General features: G+C 64.8%; 18 protein-coding genes. All 18 read right to left on the bottom strand.

Going from position 1 to position 18,448, the window contains the following annotated elements; genetic code table 11:
• Positions 1-390: 390 nt before the first annotated feature.
• Positions 391-1,650 carry a UDP-N-acetylglucosamine 1-carboxyvinyltransferase gene (gene murA / locus ACIBJI_RS19740; protein ID WP_397085130.1) on the bottom strand — a complete coding sequence of 420 codons (1,260 nt, stop codon included), beginning with the start codon at positions 1,648-1,650 and terminating at the stop codon, positions 391-393.
• Positions 1,651-1,801: 151 nt separating this feature from the next.
• Positions 1,802-2,383: a cob(I)yrinic acid a,c-diamide adenosyltransferase gene (locus ACIBJI_RS19735; RefSeq protein WP_397085128.1), complete on the bottom strand. Its 582-nt coding sequence runs from the start codon at positions 2,381-2,383 to the stop codon at positions 1,802-1,804.
• A 9-nt stretch (positions 2,384-2,392) separates the two neighbouring features.
• Positions 2,393-2,815 carry a DUF2550 domain-containing protein gene (locus ACIBJI_RS19730; protein ID WP_364355009.1) on the bottom strand — a complete coding sequence of 141 codons (423 nt, stop codon included), beginning with the start codon at positions 2,813-2,815 and terminating at the stop codon, positions 2,393-2,395.
• Between the two features lie 275 nt (positions 2,816-3,090).
• Entirely contained in the window at positions 3,091-3,465 is a 375-nt protein-coding gene (locus tag ACIBJI_RS19725) for a F0F1 ATP synthase subunit epsilon (protein WP_040687139.1), read from the bottom strand.
• 6 nt (positions 3,466-3,471) lie between these two features.
• Positions 3,472-4,914, bottom strand: coding sequence for a F0F1 ATP synthase subunit beta (gene atpD, locus ACIBJI_RS19720; protein ID WP_062982624.1), 1,443 nt, complete (start codon positions 4,912-4,914; stop codon positions 3,472-3,474).
• A 96-nt stretch (positions 4,915-5,010) separates the two neighbouring features.
• Positions 5,011-5,982 carry a F0F1 ATP synthase subunit gamma gene (locus ACIBJI_RS19715; protein WP_062982627.1) on the bottom strand — a complete coding sequence of 324 codons (972 nt, stop codon included), beginning with the start codon at positions 5,980-5,982 and terminating at the stop codon, positions 5,011-5,013.
• A 131-nt stretch (positions 5,983-6,113) separates the two neighbouring features.
• Positions 6,114-7,751: a F0F1 ATP synthase subunit alpha gene (atpA, locus tag ACIBJI_RS19710; protein WP_364355017.1), complete on the bottom strand. Its 1,638-nt coding sequence runs from the start codon at positions 7,749-7,751 to the stop codon at positions 6,114-6,116.
• Positions 7,752-7,800: 49 nt separating this feature from the next.
• Positions 7,801-8,607: a F0F1 ATP synthase subunit delta gene (locus tag ACIBJI_RS19705; protein ID WP_364355020.1), complete on the bottom strand. Its 807-nt coding sequence runs from the start codon at positions 8,605-8,607 to the stop codon at positions 7,801-7,803.
• 19 nt (positions 8,608-8,626) lie between these two features.
• Positions 8,627-9,187: a F0F1 ATP synthase subunit B gene (locus tag ACIBJI_RS19700; RefSeq protein ID WP_040687114.1), complete on the bottom strand. Its 561-nt coding sequence runs from the start codon at positions 9,185-9,187 to the stop codon at positions 8,627-8,629.
• 7 nt (positions 9,188-9,194) lie between these two features.
• Positions 9,195-9,443, bottom strand: coding sequence for an ATP synthase F0 subunit C (locus ACIBJI_RS19695; protein WP_040687112.1), 249 nt, complete (start codon positions 9,441-9,443; stop codon positions 9,195-9,197).
• 71 nt (positions 9,444-9,514) lie between these two features.
• Positions 9,515-10,363 carry a F0F1 ATP synthase subunit A gene (atpB, locus tag ACIBJI_RS19690; RefSeq protein WP_245567032.1) on the bottom strand — a complete coding sequence of 283 codons (849 nt, stop codon included), beginning with the start codon at positions 10,361-10,363 and terminating at the stop codon, positions 9,515-9,517.
• 245 nt (positions 10,364-10,608) lie between these two features.
• Complete coding sequence (locus ACIBJI_RS19685) at positions 10,609-11,064, bottom strand: hypothetical protein (RefSeq protein WP_364355026.1); 456 nt, start codon at positions 11,062-11,064, stop codon at positions 10,609-10,611.
• Positions 11,065-11,090: 26 nt separating this feature from the next.
• Positions 11,091-12,233 (bottom strand): MraY family glycosyltransferase, encoded by a 1,143-nt coding sequence (locus tag ACIBJI_RS19680; protein ID WP_364355029.1) that lies wholly within the window; start codon positions 12,231-12,233, stop codon positions 11,091-11,093.
• A gap of 40 nt (positions 12,234-12,273) precedes the next feature.
• Positions 12,274-12,939 carry an L-threonylcarbamoyladenylate synthase gene (locus tag ACIBJI_RS19675; protein ID WP_364355032.1) on the bottom strand — a complete coding sequence of 222 codons (666 nt, stop codon included), beginning with the start codon at positions 12,937-12,939 and terminating at the stop codon, positions 12,274-12,276.
• A gap of 176 nt (positions 12,940-13,115) precedes the next feature.
• On the bottom strand, positions 13,116-13,988 hold the full coding sequence (gene prmC / locus ACIBJI_RS19670; protein ID WP_364355035.1) for a peptide chain release factor N(5)-glutamine methyltransferase: 873 nt from the start codon (positions 13,986-13,988) through the stop codon (positions 13,116-13,118).
• Between the two features lie 161 nt (positions 13,989-14,149).
• On the bottom strand, positions 14,150-15,220 hold the full coding sequence (gene prfA, locus ACIBJI_RS19665; protein ID WP_364355038.1) for a peptide chain release factor 1: 1,071 nt from the start codon (positions 15,218-15,220) through the stop codon (positions 14,150-14,152).
• Positions 15,221-15,304: 84 nt separating this feature from the next.
• On the bottom strand, positions 15,305-15,535 hold the full coding sequence (gene rpmE, locus ACIBJI_RS19660) for a 50S ribosomal protein L31 (protein WP_364355041.1): 231 nt from the start codon (positions 15,533-15,535) through the stop codon (positions 15,305-15,307).
• Between the two features lie 772 nt (positions 15,536-16,307).
• Complete coding sequence (gene rho, locus ACIBJI_RS19655) at positions 16,308-18,395, bottom strand: transcription termination factor Rho (RefSeq protein WP_397085125.1); 2,088 nt, start codon at positions 18,393-18,395, stop codon at positions 16,308-16,310.
• Positions 18,396-18,448 lie beyond the last annotated feature (53 nt).

Here is an 18,448-nt window from a genome sequence, read left to right as displayed (position 1 = left end):
CCCACACGGGGGTATGAGGAGCCGGAACCAAATAAAACATTTGGCACTGACATTCATCGACACACTATTGAGTTCTCAAAGAACACACGCACACACCATCTCACGGGTTTGACCCCGGTCGATCGGTGAGGCAACTTATCCAGCTTAGCTCACCTGTGAACCCGATTCAAAATCGGGGTCTCGTTCGAGCTAGTGTGATCGCCAGGCGCTCAACGTCCTACCTCGTTTCCCTGGTCCTTCGCTCAGCCTTTCGGCTCAGCGCGTGGGCCCCGGGTCGGTGTCCGTGTCGCTCTGACTCGATTAAAGTTACGTGTCGGTGTGCACGATGTCAAATCGCCTGGTCAGGAACGCTTTTCGGCGCGAGGGAATCGTCGCCTGCCGTTCACATGATCAATCCGCAGCGCCGACTCGCTCCACCTGACCGCCCAACGCCTGCAGCTGTTCGACGAAATTCGGGTAGCCGCGGTCGATATGGAAGACGTCGTGCACCTCGGTGGTGCCATCGGCAACCAGACCGGCAAGTACCAACCCGGCGCCCGCCCGAATATCCGACGACCACACCGGCGCACTCGACAGCCGCGGAATTCCGCGCACCACCGCATGATGCCCATCGGTCCGAGCGTCGGCGCCCAGCCGGATCATCTCCTCCACGAAACGGAAGCGCGCCTCGAAGATGTTCTCGGTGATCATCGAGGTGCCATCCGCAATCGCCGCCAGACCGATGGCCATCGGCTGCAGATCGGTCGGGAATCCCGGGAAAGGTAGCGTCGAGAAATTCACCGCGCGCGGCCGGTCGGCCTGGATCACCCGGAAACCGTCCGGTCCGAACGAGATGCGCGCACCGGCCGAGCGCAGCTTGTCCAGCACGAGGGACAGGTGCTTGGGGTTGACGCCGGCGACCCGGACATCTCCCATGGTCATCACCGCGGCGATCGCCCAGGTCGCGGCGACGATCCGGTCACCGATCACCTGGTGCGTAGTCGGTGCGAGGCGCTCGACCCCCTGAATGGTGAGCACCGACGTGCCCGCCCCACTGATCCGCGCACCCATCCGAACGAGCATGTTGCACAGATCGACGATGTCGGGTTCACGGGCCGCGTTGTCGATGACCGTCTCCCCCTCGGCCAGCACGGCCGCCATGAGGATGTTCTCGGTCGCACCCACCGAAGGAAAATCCAGCCGGATCCGAGCACCCTGCAGTTCGTCCGCGCGGGCAACCACACAACCGTGCTCGATTTCGCTGGTCGCGCCGAGCAGACGCAGACCCGCCTGATGCATATCCAACGGTCGCGAGCCGATCGCGTCACCGCCGGGCAGTGCGACCACGGCTCGCTTGCACCGCGCCATCAGCGGACCGAGCACACAGACCGAAGCGCGGAACTGGGTCACCGCCGGAAAATCCGCGTGGTACTTGGGCTCGGCGGGCGTGTTGATCGTGACGACCGACCCGTCGATCGTGACGTCGCAGCCGAGGCCGCGCAGCACATCACCCATCAACGGCACATCGAGGATGTCCGGGCAATTCGTAATGGTGGTCGTGCCTTCGGCCAGCAATGCAGCCGCCATCAACTTGAGGACGCTGTTCTTCGCACCCCCGACCGCGACCTCACCGACGAGTCGATTCCCGCCAGTAACCAAAAACCGTTCCATGCCGCCTCTCCGCGTATTCGGCGCACTGTTGGTGCAAAGGATAGTTGCGTTGCGGGCCGGTGGTAGCAGTGCCGGGGTTATATCCAGGTAGCTGGGACGGCTTGCGGGGTGTCCAGCAACTTTTTGCGTGTGTCGGTGCGGATCGGACGATTCACGAACCACCTTGTTCGCCACCAGGCTTCCACAACACATCACCGCCCGGGTTGGCGACACGGCTGAGGATGAACAGCAGGTCGGAGAGGCGGTTCAGGTACTTCGCCGGAAGGACATTCGTATCGTCCGGATGCGCCTGCACCGCCGACCATGCCGAACGCTCCGCTCGGCGCGCCACCGTTCGGGCGGTGTGCAGCAGGGCGGCCAGCGGCGTGCCACCGGGCAGAATGAACGAATTCAGCGCGGGCAGTTCGGCATTGAACTCATCGCACCAGGCTTCGAGGCGTTCGATATACGGCTGTGTGATTCGCAGCGGCGGATACTTCGGCTCCGCGACCACCGGGGTAGAAAGATCCGCGCCCGCATCGAACAGATCGTTCTGCACCTGGCGCAATACCTTCAGCAACTCCGGGGCAGGATCACCGAGCGCGACGGCCACACCGATGGCGGCATTCGTTTCGTCACAGTCCGCATAGGCGACCAGCCTCGGATCGGTTTTGGCCACCCGCGAGAAATCGCTGAGACCGGTCGTCCCATCGTCGCCGGTCCGCGTGTAGATCCGCGTCAGGTGCACATTCACGAGTTCAGCCTAGAGTCCGGGCAGCCGACGGGTGCGATCCGAGGGGCGGGATTCGACCCAGGAGAGGAAGGCTGCCAGTGAGCCGCGGTCCAAGGCCAATTCGTAATTGCCGTTGTTATCGGAAACCGCGGTTACCGCGATCTCGTCGGTCATGATGTCGTATTCGTCACCACGCGGGCCGCGCCGATCACCGATCTCGATGCCCTGGCGTCGAATGGTGGAATCGGGACCAAGTTTCAGACTGGAGAGTTTGTAGAAGACGAGGCGATCCTCGTCATATCGAATCAGGCCGTGCCGCCACCCCTGGCCGCCGCGCGCGGGCAGCACCCGGAGAATCGCGGCGGTGCCGCCGCGGCGCAACATGATCAGCCGGTAGGTGGAGGCCAACGCCAAGAGAACGAGCGTGAGCACCAGAATGATCAGGAGAACCATCCCGGTCTGCAATGCCGTTCGTCCCTTCGTTCAGCCGCCGTGTCGACGACACGGCATGCGATCGGCGGTGTTCGCAGACCCTCCATGGTCACGCAGGCTGACGCCTGCGGGCCTGATGCTCACACCGCGTGCGGCAATTCAACCACGGCCCCGAGTTTACAAATGGCGGGGCCTTGTCTTTGAACGTTCGAAGCCGGAAACGGCACTGTCGGCGGCGAATACGTTCGCCGCCGACAGCGCCGTGCTATCGGGTCGTACCCAATCCTGGTGCGGTACTACGCCTTCGCCTCTTCGACCGCGCGCACCTGGCCTTGGGCCGCGATCTTGGCTTCCTCTGAGGCATCGGCGTCGGCCAACACTCGACGGGCCGCCTCGACGTCGATCTCATCGGCGAACTCCGCGGATTCGGCCAGCACCCGGACCGAGGTCGCGGTCACCGAGAAGAACCCGCCGTGCACCGCAGCGGTGATCCGCTCGCCCTCGGTGGGCACGATGCTCACGATGCCGCCCTCGACCAACTGACCGAGCAGCGGCTCGTGACCCGCCATGATGCCGATCTGACCCTCGGTGGTCTGCGCGCTGACGAACGTCGCCTGGCCGGACCAGAGCAAACGTTCGACGGCGACCAGATCAACTGACATCTCCGCCATGGGTGACTACTTTCCGGCGATCTTCTTCGCGGCCGCCTCGACGTCGTCGAGACCACCGCAGGAGTTGAACGCCTGCTCCGGGAAGTGGTCGAACTCGCCCTTGCAGACGCGGTCGAACGCCTCGATGGTGTCGGTCAGCGGCACCACCGAACCCGGCTGGCCGGTGAACTTCTCGGCCACGATGAAGTTCTGGCCGAGGAACTTCTCCAGACGGCGGGCCCGGCCGACGAGAACCTTGTCCTCTTCGGAGAGCTCGTCCATGCCGAGGATGGCGATGATGTCCTGCAGTTCCTTGTACTTCTGCAGGATCCGCTTGACCTCGTTGGCGACCCGGAAGTGCTCCGCGCCGACGATCGAGGCCTCCAGGATGCGGGAGGTCGAGGTCAGCGGGTCGACGGCCGGGTAGATGCCCTTCTGCGAGATCGGGCGGGAGAGCTCGGTCGTCGCATCGAGGTGGGCGAAGGTGGTCGCCGGGGCCGGGTCGGTGTAGTCGTCCGCGGGCACGTAGATGGCCTGCAGCGAGGTGATGGACCGACCACGGGTCGAGGTGATGCGCTCCTGCAGCTCACCCATCTCGTCGGCCAGCGTCGGCTGGTAACCGACGGCCGAGGGCATGCGGCCGAGCAGGGTCGACACCTCGGAACCGGCCTGGGTGAACCGGAAGATGTTGTCGATGAACAGCAGCACGTCCTGGTGCTGCACGTCACGGAAGTACTCGGCCATGGTCAGGGCCGAGAGGGCGACGCGCATGCGGGTGCCCGGCGGCTCGTCCATCTGCCCGAAGACGAGGGCGGTGTCCTGGAGGACGCCCATCTCTTCCATTTCCAGGTGCAGGTCGGTGCCCTCGCGGGTGCGCTCACCGACGCCCGCGAACACCGAGGTGCCGGAGAACTCGCGCGCGATACGGGTGATCATTTCCTGGATGAGCACGGTCTTGCCGACACCGGCACCACCGAACAGACCGATCTTGCCGCCCTTCACGTACGGGGTCAGCAGGTCGATGACCTTGATGCCCGTCTCCAGGATCTCGGTCTTACCCTCGAGTTGGTCGAATGACGGAGGCTTGCGGTGGATGCCCCACTGCTCGCCGTCGCGACCGGTACCCGGCGCGTCGAGGCAGTCGCCGAGGGCGTTGAAGACGTGGCCCTTGACGACGTCACCGACGGGCACCGAAATCGGCTTGCCACTGTCGGTGACGGTGGCGCCACGGACCAGACCGTCGGTGGGCTGCATCGAGATGGTGCGCACGATGTTGTCACCGAGGTGCTGGGCGACCTCGAGGGTCAGGGTCTTGGCCACCGAGGTCAGGGTGATCTCGGCGTGCAGAGCGTTGAACAGCTCAGGGATGGAACCCCGCGGGAACTCGACGTCCACGACGGGGCCGATGACGCGGACGACGCGACCTGTTTTCGCGCCGGTCCGGCTCTCTTGTGTGACTGCTGCGGTCATTTTTCTCTTCCGTGTCCTATTCGCGGCCTTCGGAGGCCCTCCGTGGTTACGCTGCGCTTCCGCCTCCGGCCCCTGATCTCAGGCCGCGGGCAGCCTTTAGTCGCGGTCCGAACTCGAAGCCAGCGCGTTCACGCCGCCGACGATTTCGCTGATTTCCTGCGTGATCTGGGCCTGCCGCACCGAATTCGCCTGCCGGGTAAGCACATTGGCCAGTTCGTTGGCGTTGTCGGTGGCTGCCTTCATTGCGGTGCGCCGAGCCGCCGACTCGGATGCCGCTGCCTCGAGCAACGATGAGTAGATGCGGGTGTTGATGTACTTGGGCAGCAGCGCCGCCAACAGCACATCGGCATCAGGCTCGAACTCGTACTGCGCGGTGAGTTCCGCGGTCGGCGAGTCGGTGAAGCTGTCCTCACCCATGTCGTAGTCTTCGTCGACATAGCTGACCTGGATCGGCGCCAGACGACGAACCTCGGGGGTCTGGGTCAGCATCGAGACGAAACGGGTGTACACGATGTGCAACTCGTCGACGCCCTCGATATTGCCCACCCCGTTCGGGGCCGGAATCTCAGCCTCGGAGCCCGCCATGAACGCGTCCACCAGGTGGTGGCACGCGGCCGTGGCATCGTTGTACTTCGGCTGCTGGGAGAATCCGGTCCACGCGCTGACCACCGGTCGGTTGCGGAAGGTGTAGTACGTGAGGCCCTTATTGCCCATCACGTACAGCACCGGCTCCTTGCCCTCGCCACGCAGGGTGACCATGAGCTCCTCGGCGCGCTTGAGCACGTTGGAGTTGTAGCCACCGCACATGCCGCTGTCACTGGTGATCACCAGGACCGCGGCGCGGCGCGGATTGGCCCGCTCGGTCAGCAGTGGGTGCGACAGACTCGTCGACGCACTCGCCAGTTCGCCGAGGACCTTGGTGATCTCCTCGGCGAACGGCTTCGCGGCCGCAACCCTGGCCTGGGCCTTGGAGATTCGCGAGGTCGCGATCAGCTCCTGGGCCTTGGTGATCTTCTTGATCGAACTCACACCACGAATGCGGGAGCGCAATTCACGCAAGCTTGCCATCAGCGGTTCACACTCCCTTCATTCGCCTGTACCGGATTGCAGCATTCACGGGGCACTGCGTGGACACGCAAGCTACCGCGTCCGTGCCCGTCGCTCATGCTGCGGATCGAATAGCGCATCAGCGGGCTCGATTACTTCTCGACGTGCTTGCGGGTCACCGACAGCGATTCGACCTCTTCGTGGTCGAGCTCACCGGCGGCGGCCTCGTTCACGACGCGCGAACCGTCGGAAGCGAGGAAGCCCTGCTTGAACTTGTCGGTGGCCGCCTTGATGGCATCGCCGTTCTCGTTGTCGAGGACCTTGCCGCCCTCGATCGACTTGAAGGCGTCGGCCGCGCTGCGGTGCAGATCCTCGAGCAGTTCGACATTGAAGCGACGAACGTCGGCAACCGGAACCGAGTCGAAGTAGCCGGCGTCGACCAGGAAGATCGAGACGATCTGGTCCTCCACCGGAACCGGCGAGTACTGGTCCTGCTTGAGCAGCTCGACCCAGCGGGCACCGCGCTCCAGCTGGGCGAGCGAGGCGGCGTCGAGGTCGGAGGCGAAGGCGGAGAACGCCTCCAGCTCGCGGTACTGCGCCATTTCCAGACGCAGCGAACCGGCGACCTTCTTCATGCCCTTGGTCTGGGCGGCACCACCGACACGGGAGACCGAGGTACCGACGTTGATCGCCGGACGGACACCCTTGTTGAACAGGTCGGACTCGAGGAAGACCTGGCCGTCGGTGATGGAGATGACGTTGGTCGGGATGAACGCCGAGATGTCGTTGGCCTTGGTCTCGATGATCGGCAGACCAGTCATCGAGCCGGCGCCCATCTCGTCGGACAGCTTCGCGCAACGCTCCAGCAGACGCGAGTGCAGGTAGAAGACGTCACCCGGGTACGCCTCACGGCCCGGCGGACGGCGCAGCAGCAGCGAGATGGCGCGGTAGGCCTCGGCCTGCTTGGTCAGGTCGTCGAACACGATCAGGACGTGCTTGCCCTGGTACATCCAGTGCTGGCCGATGGCCGAACCGGTGTAGGGCGCAAGCCATTTGAAGCCGGCCGAGTCGGAAGCGGGGGCCGCGACGATGGTGGTGTACTCCATCGCACCGTGCGATTCCAGCGCGGTCTTCACACCCGCGATGGTGGAACCCTTCTGGCCGATCGCGACGTAGATGCAGCGGACCTGCTTCTTCGGGTCGCCGGTCTCCCAGTTGGCCTTCTGCGCCAGGATCGCGTCGATGCAGACCGCGGTCTTACCGGTCTTGCGGTCGCCGATGATCAGCTGACGCTGACCACGACCGATGGCGGTCAGGGCGTCGATGGCGGTGATGCCGGTGGCCAGCGGCTCCTCGACCGGCTGACGCTGCAGCACGGTCGCGGCCTGCAGCTCCAGCACGCGCTGCTCTTCGGCCTCGATCTCGCCGAGGCCGTCGATCGGCTGGCCGAGCGGGTTGACCACGCGGCCGAGGAACTTGTCACCGACGGGAACCGAGAGCACGTCGCCGGTGCGGCGCACCTGCTGGCCCTCTTCGATTTCCGCGAACTCGCCGAGGATAACCGCACCGATCTCGCGGTCCTCGAGGTTCAGCGCGACGCCGAGCACACCACCCGGGAACTCGAGCAATTCATTGGCCATCGCCGAGGGCAGGCCACTGACGTGCGCGATGCCGTCGCTGCAGTCGGTGACAACACCGACTTCCTCGATGGAGGTTTCCGGGGTGTAGCTCTGGGTGTAGCTCTCGATCGCGCTACGGATCTCATCGGTGGAGATCGTCAGCTCCGCCATAGTCTTCCTGCTCTCGCTGTCTGGTCTGGATGTCGGGGGAGGTGGATCGTCAGGCCAGAGCCCGACGCAGCCGTTCCAAGCGGCCGGTGGCGCTGCCGTCGATCAGGTCGTCGCCGACCCGCACCACGACGCCGGTCAGCAGACTCGGATCGACCTGCACGTGCACCGTGACCGGCTTGCCGTAGATGCGCTGCAACGACGCCCCGAGATGGTCACGCTGCTGGTCGGTCAGCGCGACCGCGGCACGCACATGCGCGACGATCTGATCGCGCCGCGCGGCCGCGAGATCGGACAGCTCGCCGAACGCGCCGCCGATATTCGTCGACCGGGTGACCACCTGATCCGCCAGGGTCTGGGTGATGGTCTCGGTCTTGCCCGCGAGCAGCCGGTCGATCAGTTCGCGCTTGGCCGCGGCGGGCTTCGCACGATCCGAAAGTGCCTGCTCCAGTTCGGGATTGTCGCCGACGATCCGGCCGAGTCGGAACAATTCGTCCTCGACCGCCCCGAGTCGTCCGCTGTCGGCGGCGGACTCCAGCAACGCCTCCTGGCCGAGCAACACCAGGGTGTCGACCAAATCGGCGGTGCGCGACCAGTTCTGGGCCACCGCGGTGGTCAGCACCGCCAGGGTGGCGGGGCTGACCTTGCCGCTGAAGACCCGCTCGCTGAGTTCGGCGCGCACCGAGCCGGGCACCGACACGTCCGCGAGCGCAACACGCAGCGAACGCTGGTCATCCAGCACGGCGACAACGGCGAACAGTTCCGACCCCGTCGTGGCCGCAACACTGTCGCTTCCGGTCAGAGCGGCCCGAAGTGCCTCCCGTGCCCGGGAGCTTGCCTCGCGGCTCGCTGCGTACATGCTTCTCACTTTCGCGTCGCTACCTTCCGACCCCGATGCCGGCATCCGACTGATCGAGTTCGGACAGGAACCGGTCGATCGATGCCGCTTGCTTAGCTTCGTCCGAAACCGACTGTCCGATAATCTTTTCGGCCAAATCGACGGCAGTTTTGCCGACTTCGGCGCGCAGCTCGGTCAAGATCTGCTGGCGCTGAGCTTCCAGCTGGCTGTGACCGGCGGCGACGATGCGGTCGCTTTCGGCCTGTGCTTCCGCGCGCATCTGCGCGAGGATCTGCTGGCCCTGGGTGCGTGCGTCCTCACGGATGCGCGCGGCCTCGAGCCGGGCGTCTGCCAACTGCTGTTGGTACTGCTGCAGCGTCAGCTGGGCTTCTTCCTGCGCGGCCTCGGCCCGCTGGATTCCACCCTCGATCTTGTCCGCACGTTCATCCAACACCTTGATGAGGCGCGGGATGACGTACTTGTAGAAAATGACGCCGATGATCGCAATGCAGACCACCGACCAGACGATGTCGTAGGTCTCGGGGATGAGGGGATTGATGTCCTCCCCCGTTTCCGCCGCGAGCAATGAAAGCGTGCTCATAGCAATCTCAGAAGATGAAGCCGGCCACAAGGCCGATCAGGGCGAGGGCCTCGGTGAACGCGATACCGAGGAACATGTTTGTGCGGATGGTGCCCTGCAGCTCGGGCTGACGGGCAATACCCTCGATGGCCTTACCGACGACGATGCCTACGCCGATGCCCGGGCCGATAGCGGCCAGGCCGTAGCCGATGGCGCCGAAGCCCTTGAACTTCTCCGACGTGGTCGCGGCTTCCTGGGCCAGGTACGCGAGGCTCATGAGTCTTCCATTCCCTTTCTTTTGCTCACCCGCCGGACGGCGTGGTGCAGCAGATATCCGGTAGTTGGTGGTCAGTGCGAATCAGCGTGTTGCGCGAGTCCGATGTAAACGGCGGTCAGCAGGGCGAAAACGTAGGCCTGCAGGAAGATGACCAGCATTTCGAACAGCGTGAACCCGAGTCCGGCCAGCAGCGAGAACGGCGAGAACACCTTCATCCAGGCGGCGGCGTCGAACAGGAAGAACCAGGTGGCGCTGAAGAACAGCACCAGCATGATGTGGCCGGCCAGCATATTCGCCATGAGTCGGACGGTCAGCGTGAACGGACGCAGGATGAATGTCGAGACGAACTCGATCGGAATCAGCAACACGTGCAATGCGGGCGGAACATTCGGAACGACGATGCTGCTGCGCATGTAGGTGACGAACCCGTACTTCTTGATACCCACGAAGTTGAACGCGAGGTACGCGATGAGGGCCAGCACCAGCGGCATGCCGATTCGGGCGTTCGACGAAATGTTCAGCCCCGGAATGATGCCGGAGAAGTTGAGAAAGAGAACCGTGAAGAAGATCGTCGCGATCAATGGGAGGTACTTGCGACCGGATTCTTTGCCGAGCACCTCTTCGGCAATCTGATCCTTGACGAAGACCAAACCGGTTTCGGCGATGTTCTGCAGACCACGCGGGACGATGCGAGGATTGCGGAATGCCAGCACCATGACGAGCACCAGCACGGCGGTCATCAACAGCCGGATCAGCATCAAACGGTCGAGTTCGAACGGCGTACCCTCGAACAGCACTGCTGGAGGGAAGAAGTCGGACAGCGATGGCGCGTGGAACTCGCCCGCCAAAGTGGTGACGCTCAGCGTTCTCTCCCGTGTTCGGGCCGCGGGTACGGTCATTCCCGCGGTTCGATCGGACATTGACGATCAATTGGGTCGACTCAGGTCGGCTCGAAAATTCGTCAGCAGCTGTGCGGCAATCCGCATGGGCGTCTGTACGTAGTGTCGGCGACATTCGTCGACATGCAGAACCGGAACCCCTCGGAGCCCGGTACGGCAGTAAGCATAGCTGCCACGCAGCGGGATCTTGGTGATCCCCCCTCGCTTGGTCGCTTGCTTACCAACACTTTACCAAGTTATCTACGACAGCGTGTAGGTGGGGGCGATTATTGCTGCACAGAGGGCAAATCGGACTCACCGGTCGGTACGTTTACATACGGGACCTTCTGCCGCAGAACACCATACGTCTCCGCGCCGAGCACGATGAGCAAGGAGCCGACCACGGTCAGGAACAGCGCCATCCGATCGTAGAAGTCGAACCGCTGCAGCACCGCGATCACGATCATCGCGACCAGCAGCTTGCCTACCCAACTCACCAGCATGACCAGGCCCGCGGTGCTCGGCGGCAGCTTCGCGCCGAACAGCACCACGGCCGCGGTGGTGAGAATGAAGCCGCCGCCGATGGCCGCGCCGATCAGTGCCCCCCAGAGTCCGGACAGGCCCGCGACGGCCGCGGCGATGGCCACCGAAACCACTACCAACACGGCCAAACCGATCACGCCGTAGCGCAGCGCCGCCTTCAGCGGTGCGTCGGGACCGGGCACGGGGTTAGTGAGACTCACGACTCGAACTTTACCTGGGCCTTGCTTTACGAATCCGTGGGCTCCTTGCGCCGCAGGCCCGGTATGGCGGTCACCACAAGCGCGAAAACCAGGCCGCCCGCCATCATCAACACCACAATCCGGCGGTCATGGATCAGCGAAGTGCCGACGGCTCCGAAGGCGAGCACGCCAACCCACAAATAGATCACCAGCACCACGCGACGGTGCGAATGCCCGATCTGCAACAACCGGTGATGCAGGTGCATTTTGTCCGGTGTCGAGAAACTCACACCCGCACGGACCCGGCGCACGATGGCCAACAGCAGATCCAATACCGGAATGAACATCACCGCACCGACGAGCAGCAGCGGTGAAAGCAGACCGACGATGTCGCGCGGCCCATAGCCCGCCAAATTGATTCGGCCCGAGGCGCCCGTCGACACCGCGGCCAACATGAGCCCGATCAACATCGAACCGGAATCGCCCATGAATATCCGGGCGGGGGAAAAATTGTGTGGCAGAAATCCCAAACAGGCGCCCGCGAGCGCGGCGGCCAGCAGGGCGGGCGGATAGGTGTCGACCGAACCGCCCTGGCTGTAAAGCAGGCCTACGGTGAATACGAAGACCGCGCCCGCGCAGATCAGGCCCAATCCGGCCGCGAGACCGTCGAGTCCGTCGACGAAATTCATCGCATTGACCAGGGTCACCGTGATGCCGACCGTGACCAGTCCGCCCTGCAGCGCGTCCAGCACCACCGTTGTGTCGTTGAACGGGTTGTAGATGACGTACCAGCTCAGGCCCATCACCGCCATCACACCGGCGGAGGTGACCTGACCGGCGAATTTGGTCAGCGCGTCCAGGCCCCAGCGGTCGTCGACGATGCCGACGAGCACGATGAGCGTGGCCGCGACCAACACCGCCGGAATATCCGGCGCGTAATCGAAACCCCTTCGCAACGCGGGCAATTGGTGCGCGAACAGCACGGCCGCGACCACCCCGACGTACATGCCGACCCCGCCCATTCGCGGAATCGGCTTGACGTGCACATCACGCTCGCGCGGCACCGCCACCGCGCCGAAGGCGATGGCGAGCACCCGAATTCCACCGGTGGCCAGGAACGTCACCGTGCCCGAGATGAGAAGCACGAGCAGCAGCTCGCGCAAAGGAACTACCGCACCCGAACCGATCATCCGTTTATCTGATCCGCCATACGATCACTGCGTCCCGAGATCACCGCGTCGCGACGCTGGTCAGCGCCTCCGGCGACATCCCGAGCACATCGGCGATATCGCCGACCGGTACCGCGCCGGCGCGCAGGATCCGCGGCTGATCCGCGGTGAGGTCGACGATGGTGGACGCGACCGCGTGTTCGGCCGGGCCGCCGTCGAGATAGACGCCGACCAGATCGCCGAGCTGATCGCGCGCCTCGGCGGCGGTCTTGGCGGGCGGCTGCCCGGAGACATTGGCGCTCGAGACCGCCAGCGGGCCGACCTCGCGCAGCAGTTCCAGCGCGACCGGGTGCAGCGGCATCCGCAGCATGACCGTGCCACGAGTGTCACCGAGGTCCCAGGCCAGCGAAGGCGCCTGCTGCACAACAAGACTCAGTCCACCGGGCCAGAATGCCCGGATCAGCTCGCGGGCCTGCGGGCGCACCGAGAACACCAGACCGTCGATGGTGTGCCAGGAGCCGACCAGCACCGGTACCGGCATATCGCGACCACGCCGCTTGGCGGCGAGCAGATCGCTCACCGCGGTGGAATCGAACGCGTCGGCGGCCAGGCCGTACAGGGTATCGGTCGGCAGTACGACCAGCCGACCGGATTTCAGGGCGCTGGTGGCCGCGGTCAGTCCGGCGGCGCGCGAGTCGGGATCCGCGCAGTCGTAGACGGTACTCACGGCCACCATCCTGTCACGCGTGCCACTCGATGCCACCATCCCGGGGTGCCCTAACTCCCGCCACCCTCGAACCACCCCCTGGCGGGAGTTGAATGGTCGCTCCTCCCGGGCTTCAGAACCACCATTCGACTCCTCGTCGGCGACCTTCGGGGCGCCAGGGTGACCGAGGGCAGGGGTTAGGGGCGGGTGGCAGTGACGAAGCGGGGTTTACCTGCGAGGTCGGGGTGTTCGACGATGTGGGTGAAGTCACCCTGCTGGGCCAGCAGAGCGGCGAGAGCGGAGCCGTTGGTGTCGTCGTGTTCGATGCCGCAGGAACCACCGGGACGCAGCAGGCGGGTGATGGTGGGAATCATCCGGCGAATGACGTCCAGTCCGTCCGGACCGCCGAAGAGGGCCAGATGCGGATCGTGATCGGCGACCTCTGGATCGAGTTCGGCGCCTTCGGGGATGTAGGGCGGATTGGCGACGACGAGATCTACCTTGCCGTTCAGTTCGGTAAGCAGATTGGAGTCGGCGACATCGTCGGCGTACAGGGTGATCGGGGTGTCACCCTCGGCAATACGCAGATCGGCATTGCGACGTGCCCATTGCAGGGCCGCGGGATCGATTTCGATCGCGTGCACCTCCGCATCCGGGCGGGCCCGGGCAATGGCGAGTGCCAGCGCGCCGGAGCCAGTGCACAGATCGACGACGACCGGCGTGTGATCGTGCGGCAGCGCCTCCAATTGCGCCAATGCCCAGGCGAACAGTAATTCGGTCTCGGGACGCGGCACGAAGACGCCGGGTCCGACCGCGAGTTCGATCTCCCCGATTGCCGCGGTGCCGGTCAGGTGCTGCAGCGGAATTCGCTGCGCGCGCCGATCCACTAAGGCTCGATACTCCTCGATCAGCTCCGGCGCGACCAGTGGCGTCAGCGCTAACCGGGTCCGATCGACGCCGAGCAGATGGGCGGCCAAATATTCGGCGTCGGCTTGTGGACTGTGCACCCCCGCCGCCCGCAAAGTTTCGACCGCCTGGTTGATCGCGGGGCGCAACACCACACGCGTCATGGACTTGTCCGCCTCTCCGCGTCTTTGCCGGTCGTAGGTGCCTGCGGAATGGCGTCGTGGGCCGGCGGTTGTTTACCGGGTCGAATTCTGGGCGTACCCGGTGAGTTACCCATGTTCATACCAAATCAGTTGACCCGACCGGCATCGCGCCGAGCCGCGATTTACTCCGCGGCCATTCTGGCTTCGCGATCCGCCTTGCCCAGGGCATCCAGGAGTGCGTCCATATCACCGTCGAGCACGGTATCCAGGTTGTGCGCCTTGAAGCCGATACGGTGGTCGGTAATGCGGTTCTCCGGGAAGTTGTAGGTGCGGATGCGCTCGGAGCGGTCCACGGTGCGGATCTGGCTGGCCCGACCGGCCGCGGCTTCCTGATCGGCCTGATCCTCGGCGAGCGCCTGCAGTCGAGCCGCGAGCACCTGCATGGCGCGGGCCTTGTTCTGCAACTGGGAGCGCTCGTTCTGGCAGGTCACCACGATGCCCGAGGGCAGATGGGTGATGCGGACCGCGGAGTCGGTGGTGTTGACGCCCTGGCCGCCCTTGCCGGAGGAGCGGTAGACGTCGATGCGCAGATCCGATTCGTCGATCTGCACCTCTTCGACCTCGTCGGGCTCCGGATAGATCAGCACACCGGCCGCCGAGGTGTGGATTCGGCCCTGCGATTCGGTCACCGGAACTCGCTGGACGCGGTGCACGCCGCCCTCGAATTTGAAGCGGGACCAGACACCGTCGCGCGCAGCGTCGCGGCTCTTGATGGAGATGGTCGCGTCCTTGTAGCCGCCCAGGTCGGAGATGTTCACATCGAGAATCTCGACCTTCCAGCCATGCCGCTCGGCATAGCGGACGTACATGCGGGCCAAATCCGAGGCGAACAGCGCCGATTCCTCACCGCCCTCACCGGATTTCACCTCGAGCACCACATCGTCGCCGTCGTGCGGGTCACGCGGAGCGAGCAGATCCGCGAGGGTCTGCTCCAGCTCGACGACCTGTTGTTCCAGGTCCGGCACCTCCGCGGCGAAGGACGCGTCGTCGGCCGCGAGTTCCTGTGCGGCGGCGAGATCATCGCGGGCGGACTTCAGCTTGTTGTAGGTGGCCATGATCGGGGCCAGCTCGGCGAACCGCTTGCCGACCCGGCGCGCGGCGCCCGGATCGTTGTGCAGCGCCGGATCGGCGAGCTGCGTCTCCAGGCCCGCGTGCTCGGCCAGGATGTCATCGATCGCGGACGGTTGCGTCACGGTGCTTCCTCTCTTTTTCCGTACTGGCCACACAAAAGCGCCGACGCCCGGCCTGCAGTGCAGGACCGGGCGTCGGCGGGGAAGCTACTTTGCGTCGGCCGTCTTGCCGGCACGCTTGCCGTAGCGAGCCTCGAAGCGGGCCACGCGACCACCGGTGTCGAGGATCTTCTGCTTGCCGGTGTAGAACGGATGGCACTGCGAGCAGACCTCGACGGTGATGTGTCCCGACTCCTTGGTGCTGCGAGTCTGGAAGGTATTGCCGCAACCACAGACGACCGTGGTCTCGACATACGCCGGATGAATTCCTGCCTTCATGGGTGTCCTCTCGATATTGGCCGCCGGGTCGCCCGCGCAGATCGCGAGGACGTGAACCGGAGCCGACTTAGGCGGGAGGCCTGCTCAGCGGAGCAGACGCAACGACCGTTCAGTATGCCAGAACGGTGGTTACGCTCCCAAAACGCCCCAGCCCCCCGGTTTGTTCCCACCCCTAGGTAGTCCCCAAGCCTTATTGCCAATTGAACTACTGGCACGCGTTGATCGTGTTCTTACGGAACCCTTAATACAGGTAGTCCGCTACTCGTGGATACGAACACCAATGTTCATAGAGTTTTAGGCCTGATGCACATCGGCGTGCCGAGACAGAAGGGAGAACACTGTGAACAGCCGCGTTGCACTGGCGGTCTTCGTTTCGCTGATTCTCGCTGTCGCGGTCGGCTGGTTTACCACTCCGGATCGCCCGGACACCTACGCGTACACGAAACCCACTGCCGCACAGTATGATTCGGCCAACAACGCCGTGAGCGCCGCAAGCCCGGCGACCACGGCGATCATTCTCGCGTTCATGATCGTCGGCGCGGCAGGCATCGGACTCGCGTTCTTCAGCCCACCTACGCCGAAAGGGCACTCCCCCGCCGCCCCGCACCTCTTGCCGAACGTCATGCGCGTGAAGACCACCATTGCGGGCCGGCGGCAGGCAGTGGACTCCGGTTCCGGGCGTACCCGACGAGTTACCCATGTGCGCACGAAATCAGTCGTGACGTATGCGCAAAAAGTACGGGGACTCCGCCTGAGCGGAGCCCCCGTTCATTCACTCGTCGAGCGCACCCGGCGCGGTCTTGCTGACCTGCATCAGGAACTCGAGGTTGTTCTTGGACTTCTTCAGGCGGTCGATCAGCAGGTCGATCGCCTGGTGCGAGTCCAGGCCGGACAGTACGCGGCGCAGTTTGTGCAGCACCGCCGCCTCGTCGGGGCTGAGCAGTAGCTCGTCCTTACGAGTGCCGGAGGGGTTGACGTCGACTGCCGGGAACACGCGCCGTTCCGCGATCTTGCGGTCCAGCTTGAGCTCGGCGTTACCGGTGCCCTTGAACTCCTCGAAGATCACCGTGTCACCGGTGGAACCGGTCTCGACCATGGCGGTCGCGATGATGGTGAGCGAGCCGCCGTTCTCGATATTGCGCGCCGCGCCGAGGAAGCGCTTGGGCGGGTACAGCGCGGTCGAGTCGACACCACCGGAGAGGATGCGGCCCGAGGCCGGCGAGGAGTTGTTGTACGCGCGGCCCAATCGGGTGATCGAGTCGAGCAGCACCACAACGTCCTTGCCCATTTCCACCAGACGCTTGGCACGCTCGATGGCCAGTTCGGCGACCGAGGTGTGATCTGACGGCGGACGGTCGAAGGTCGAGGCGATGACCTCGCCCTTCACCGAACGCTGCATATCGGTGACCTCTTCCGGACGCTCGTCGACCAGCACAACCATGAGGTAGACCTCGGGGTTGTTGATGGCGATGGCGTTCGCGATGTCCTGCATGATCGTCGTCTTACCGGCCTTGGGCGGCGAGACGATCAGGGCGCGCTGGCCCTTACCGATCGGCATGATCAGGTCGATGACGCGGGTGGTCAGCTTGTTCGGCTGGGTTTCCAAGCGCAGACGCTGGTTCGGGTACAGCGGGGTGAGCTTGGCGAATTCGGGACGCCGCTTGGCCGCGTCGACCTCACCGCCGTTGACCGTGTCCAGGCGCACCAGCGGATCGAACTTCTGGCGCTGGTTGCTCTGCTCACCATCGCGCGGGGCGCGCACCGCACCGGTGATCGCGTCACCGCGGCGCAGGCCGTTCTTGCGGACCAGGTTCATCGAGACGTAGACGTCGTTCGGTCCGGCCAGGTAGCCGGAGGTGCGCACGAAGGCATAGTTGTCCAGCACGTCGAGGATGCCCGCGACCGGCTGCAGGACATCGTCCTCGCGGATCTCGAGCTCGCGGGCCTCACCGGTACCGGCGCCACCCTCGCGGTCGCGACCACGACGACGTTCCCGGAACCGACGTCCCCGCCGTCCGCGACCGCCCTCGTCCTCGTCACCGCCGCGGCTGGCATCGCTGCGGCCGCCGCCTTCGCCCCCGCGGCCGGCATTGCCGTTGCGCTCGCCCTGATTGCGCTCGCCCTGATTGCGCTCGCCTTGGTTGCGCTCGCCCTGATTGCGCTCGCCTTGGTTGCGCTCGCGGCGGCGTTCGCCCTGCTCCTGATCCTGCTTGGGCTCCTCGCCACCTGCGGTCTCACCACCGGCGCGTGCCTGGTCGCGACCCCGACGCTGCCTGCCGCGACCGCGCTGACCGCCGTCGCGCCCGGAATCCTCGGCGCTCTCCGTCGGGGCGGCAGTCTCAGCCTGCGCCGGATCGGACTTCGAATCGGCCGATTTCTCGGCGGCCTTCGGCGCTGCGGAATCGGCGACGGCCCCCTTCGCGACAGCCTGTTTCGCCGGATCGTCCTTGGTCTGGGCGTCCTTGGTCTGGGCGTCCTTCGCGGCGGGAGCCTGCTTCGCCGGGGCGGAAGCGGCGGGCGCCACGTCGAGGGTGCCCTGCTCGGCCTTCGCCGACGCCGCCTTGGCGGCGTCCGCATCGGACTTCACCTCGCCACGCGCGGCCTTTTCCGCCTTCGCCGACTTTCCGGCTTGATTTTCCTTGATGGCGGCGATCAAATCGCCCTTGCGCATTCCAGAGGTGCCTCGGATACCGAGCTCCCCCGCGAGCGCGCGCAATTGCGGCAACAGCATTCCAGTCAGCCCCGATCGTGCGACGTCGGTTTGTTCGCTCATCTTCGAAATCTGTCCGGAGTCACTTTCGCGGTCCCCTGTCGGGTTGGAATCCACCCCGGGTGTCGCGAGCAGGTCCGTATCTGTCACGGAAATCCTTTCCTTCCCTCGATTGCCGTGTGCTGTTTCGAGGGTTTCGTCCC

It is taken from the genome of Nocardia sp. NPDC050408, assembly GCF_044458905.1.
Classification (GTDB): Bacteria; Actinomycetota; Actinomycetes; order Mycobacteriales; family Mycobacteriaceae; genus Nocardia.
The sequence above is the reverse complement of the archived record's forward strand: the minus strand, read 5'-3'. Positions and strand labels throughout refer to the sequence as shown.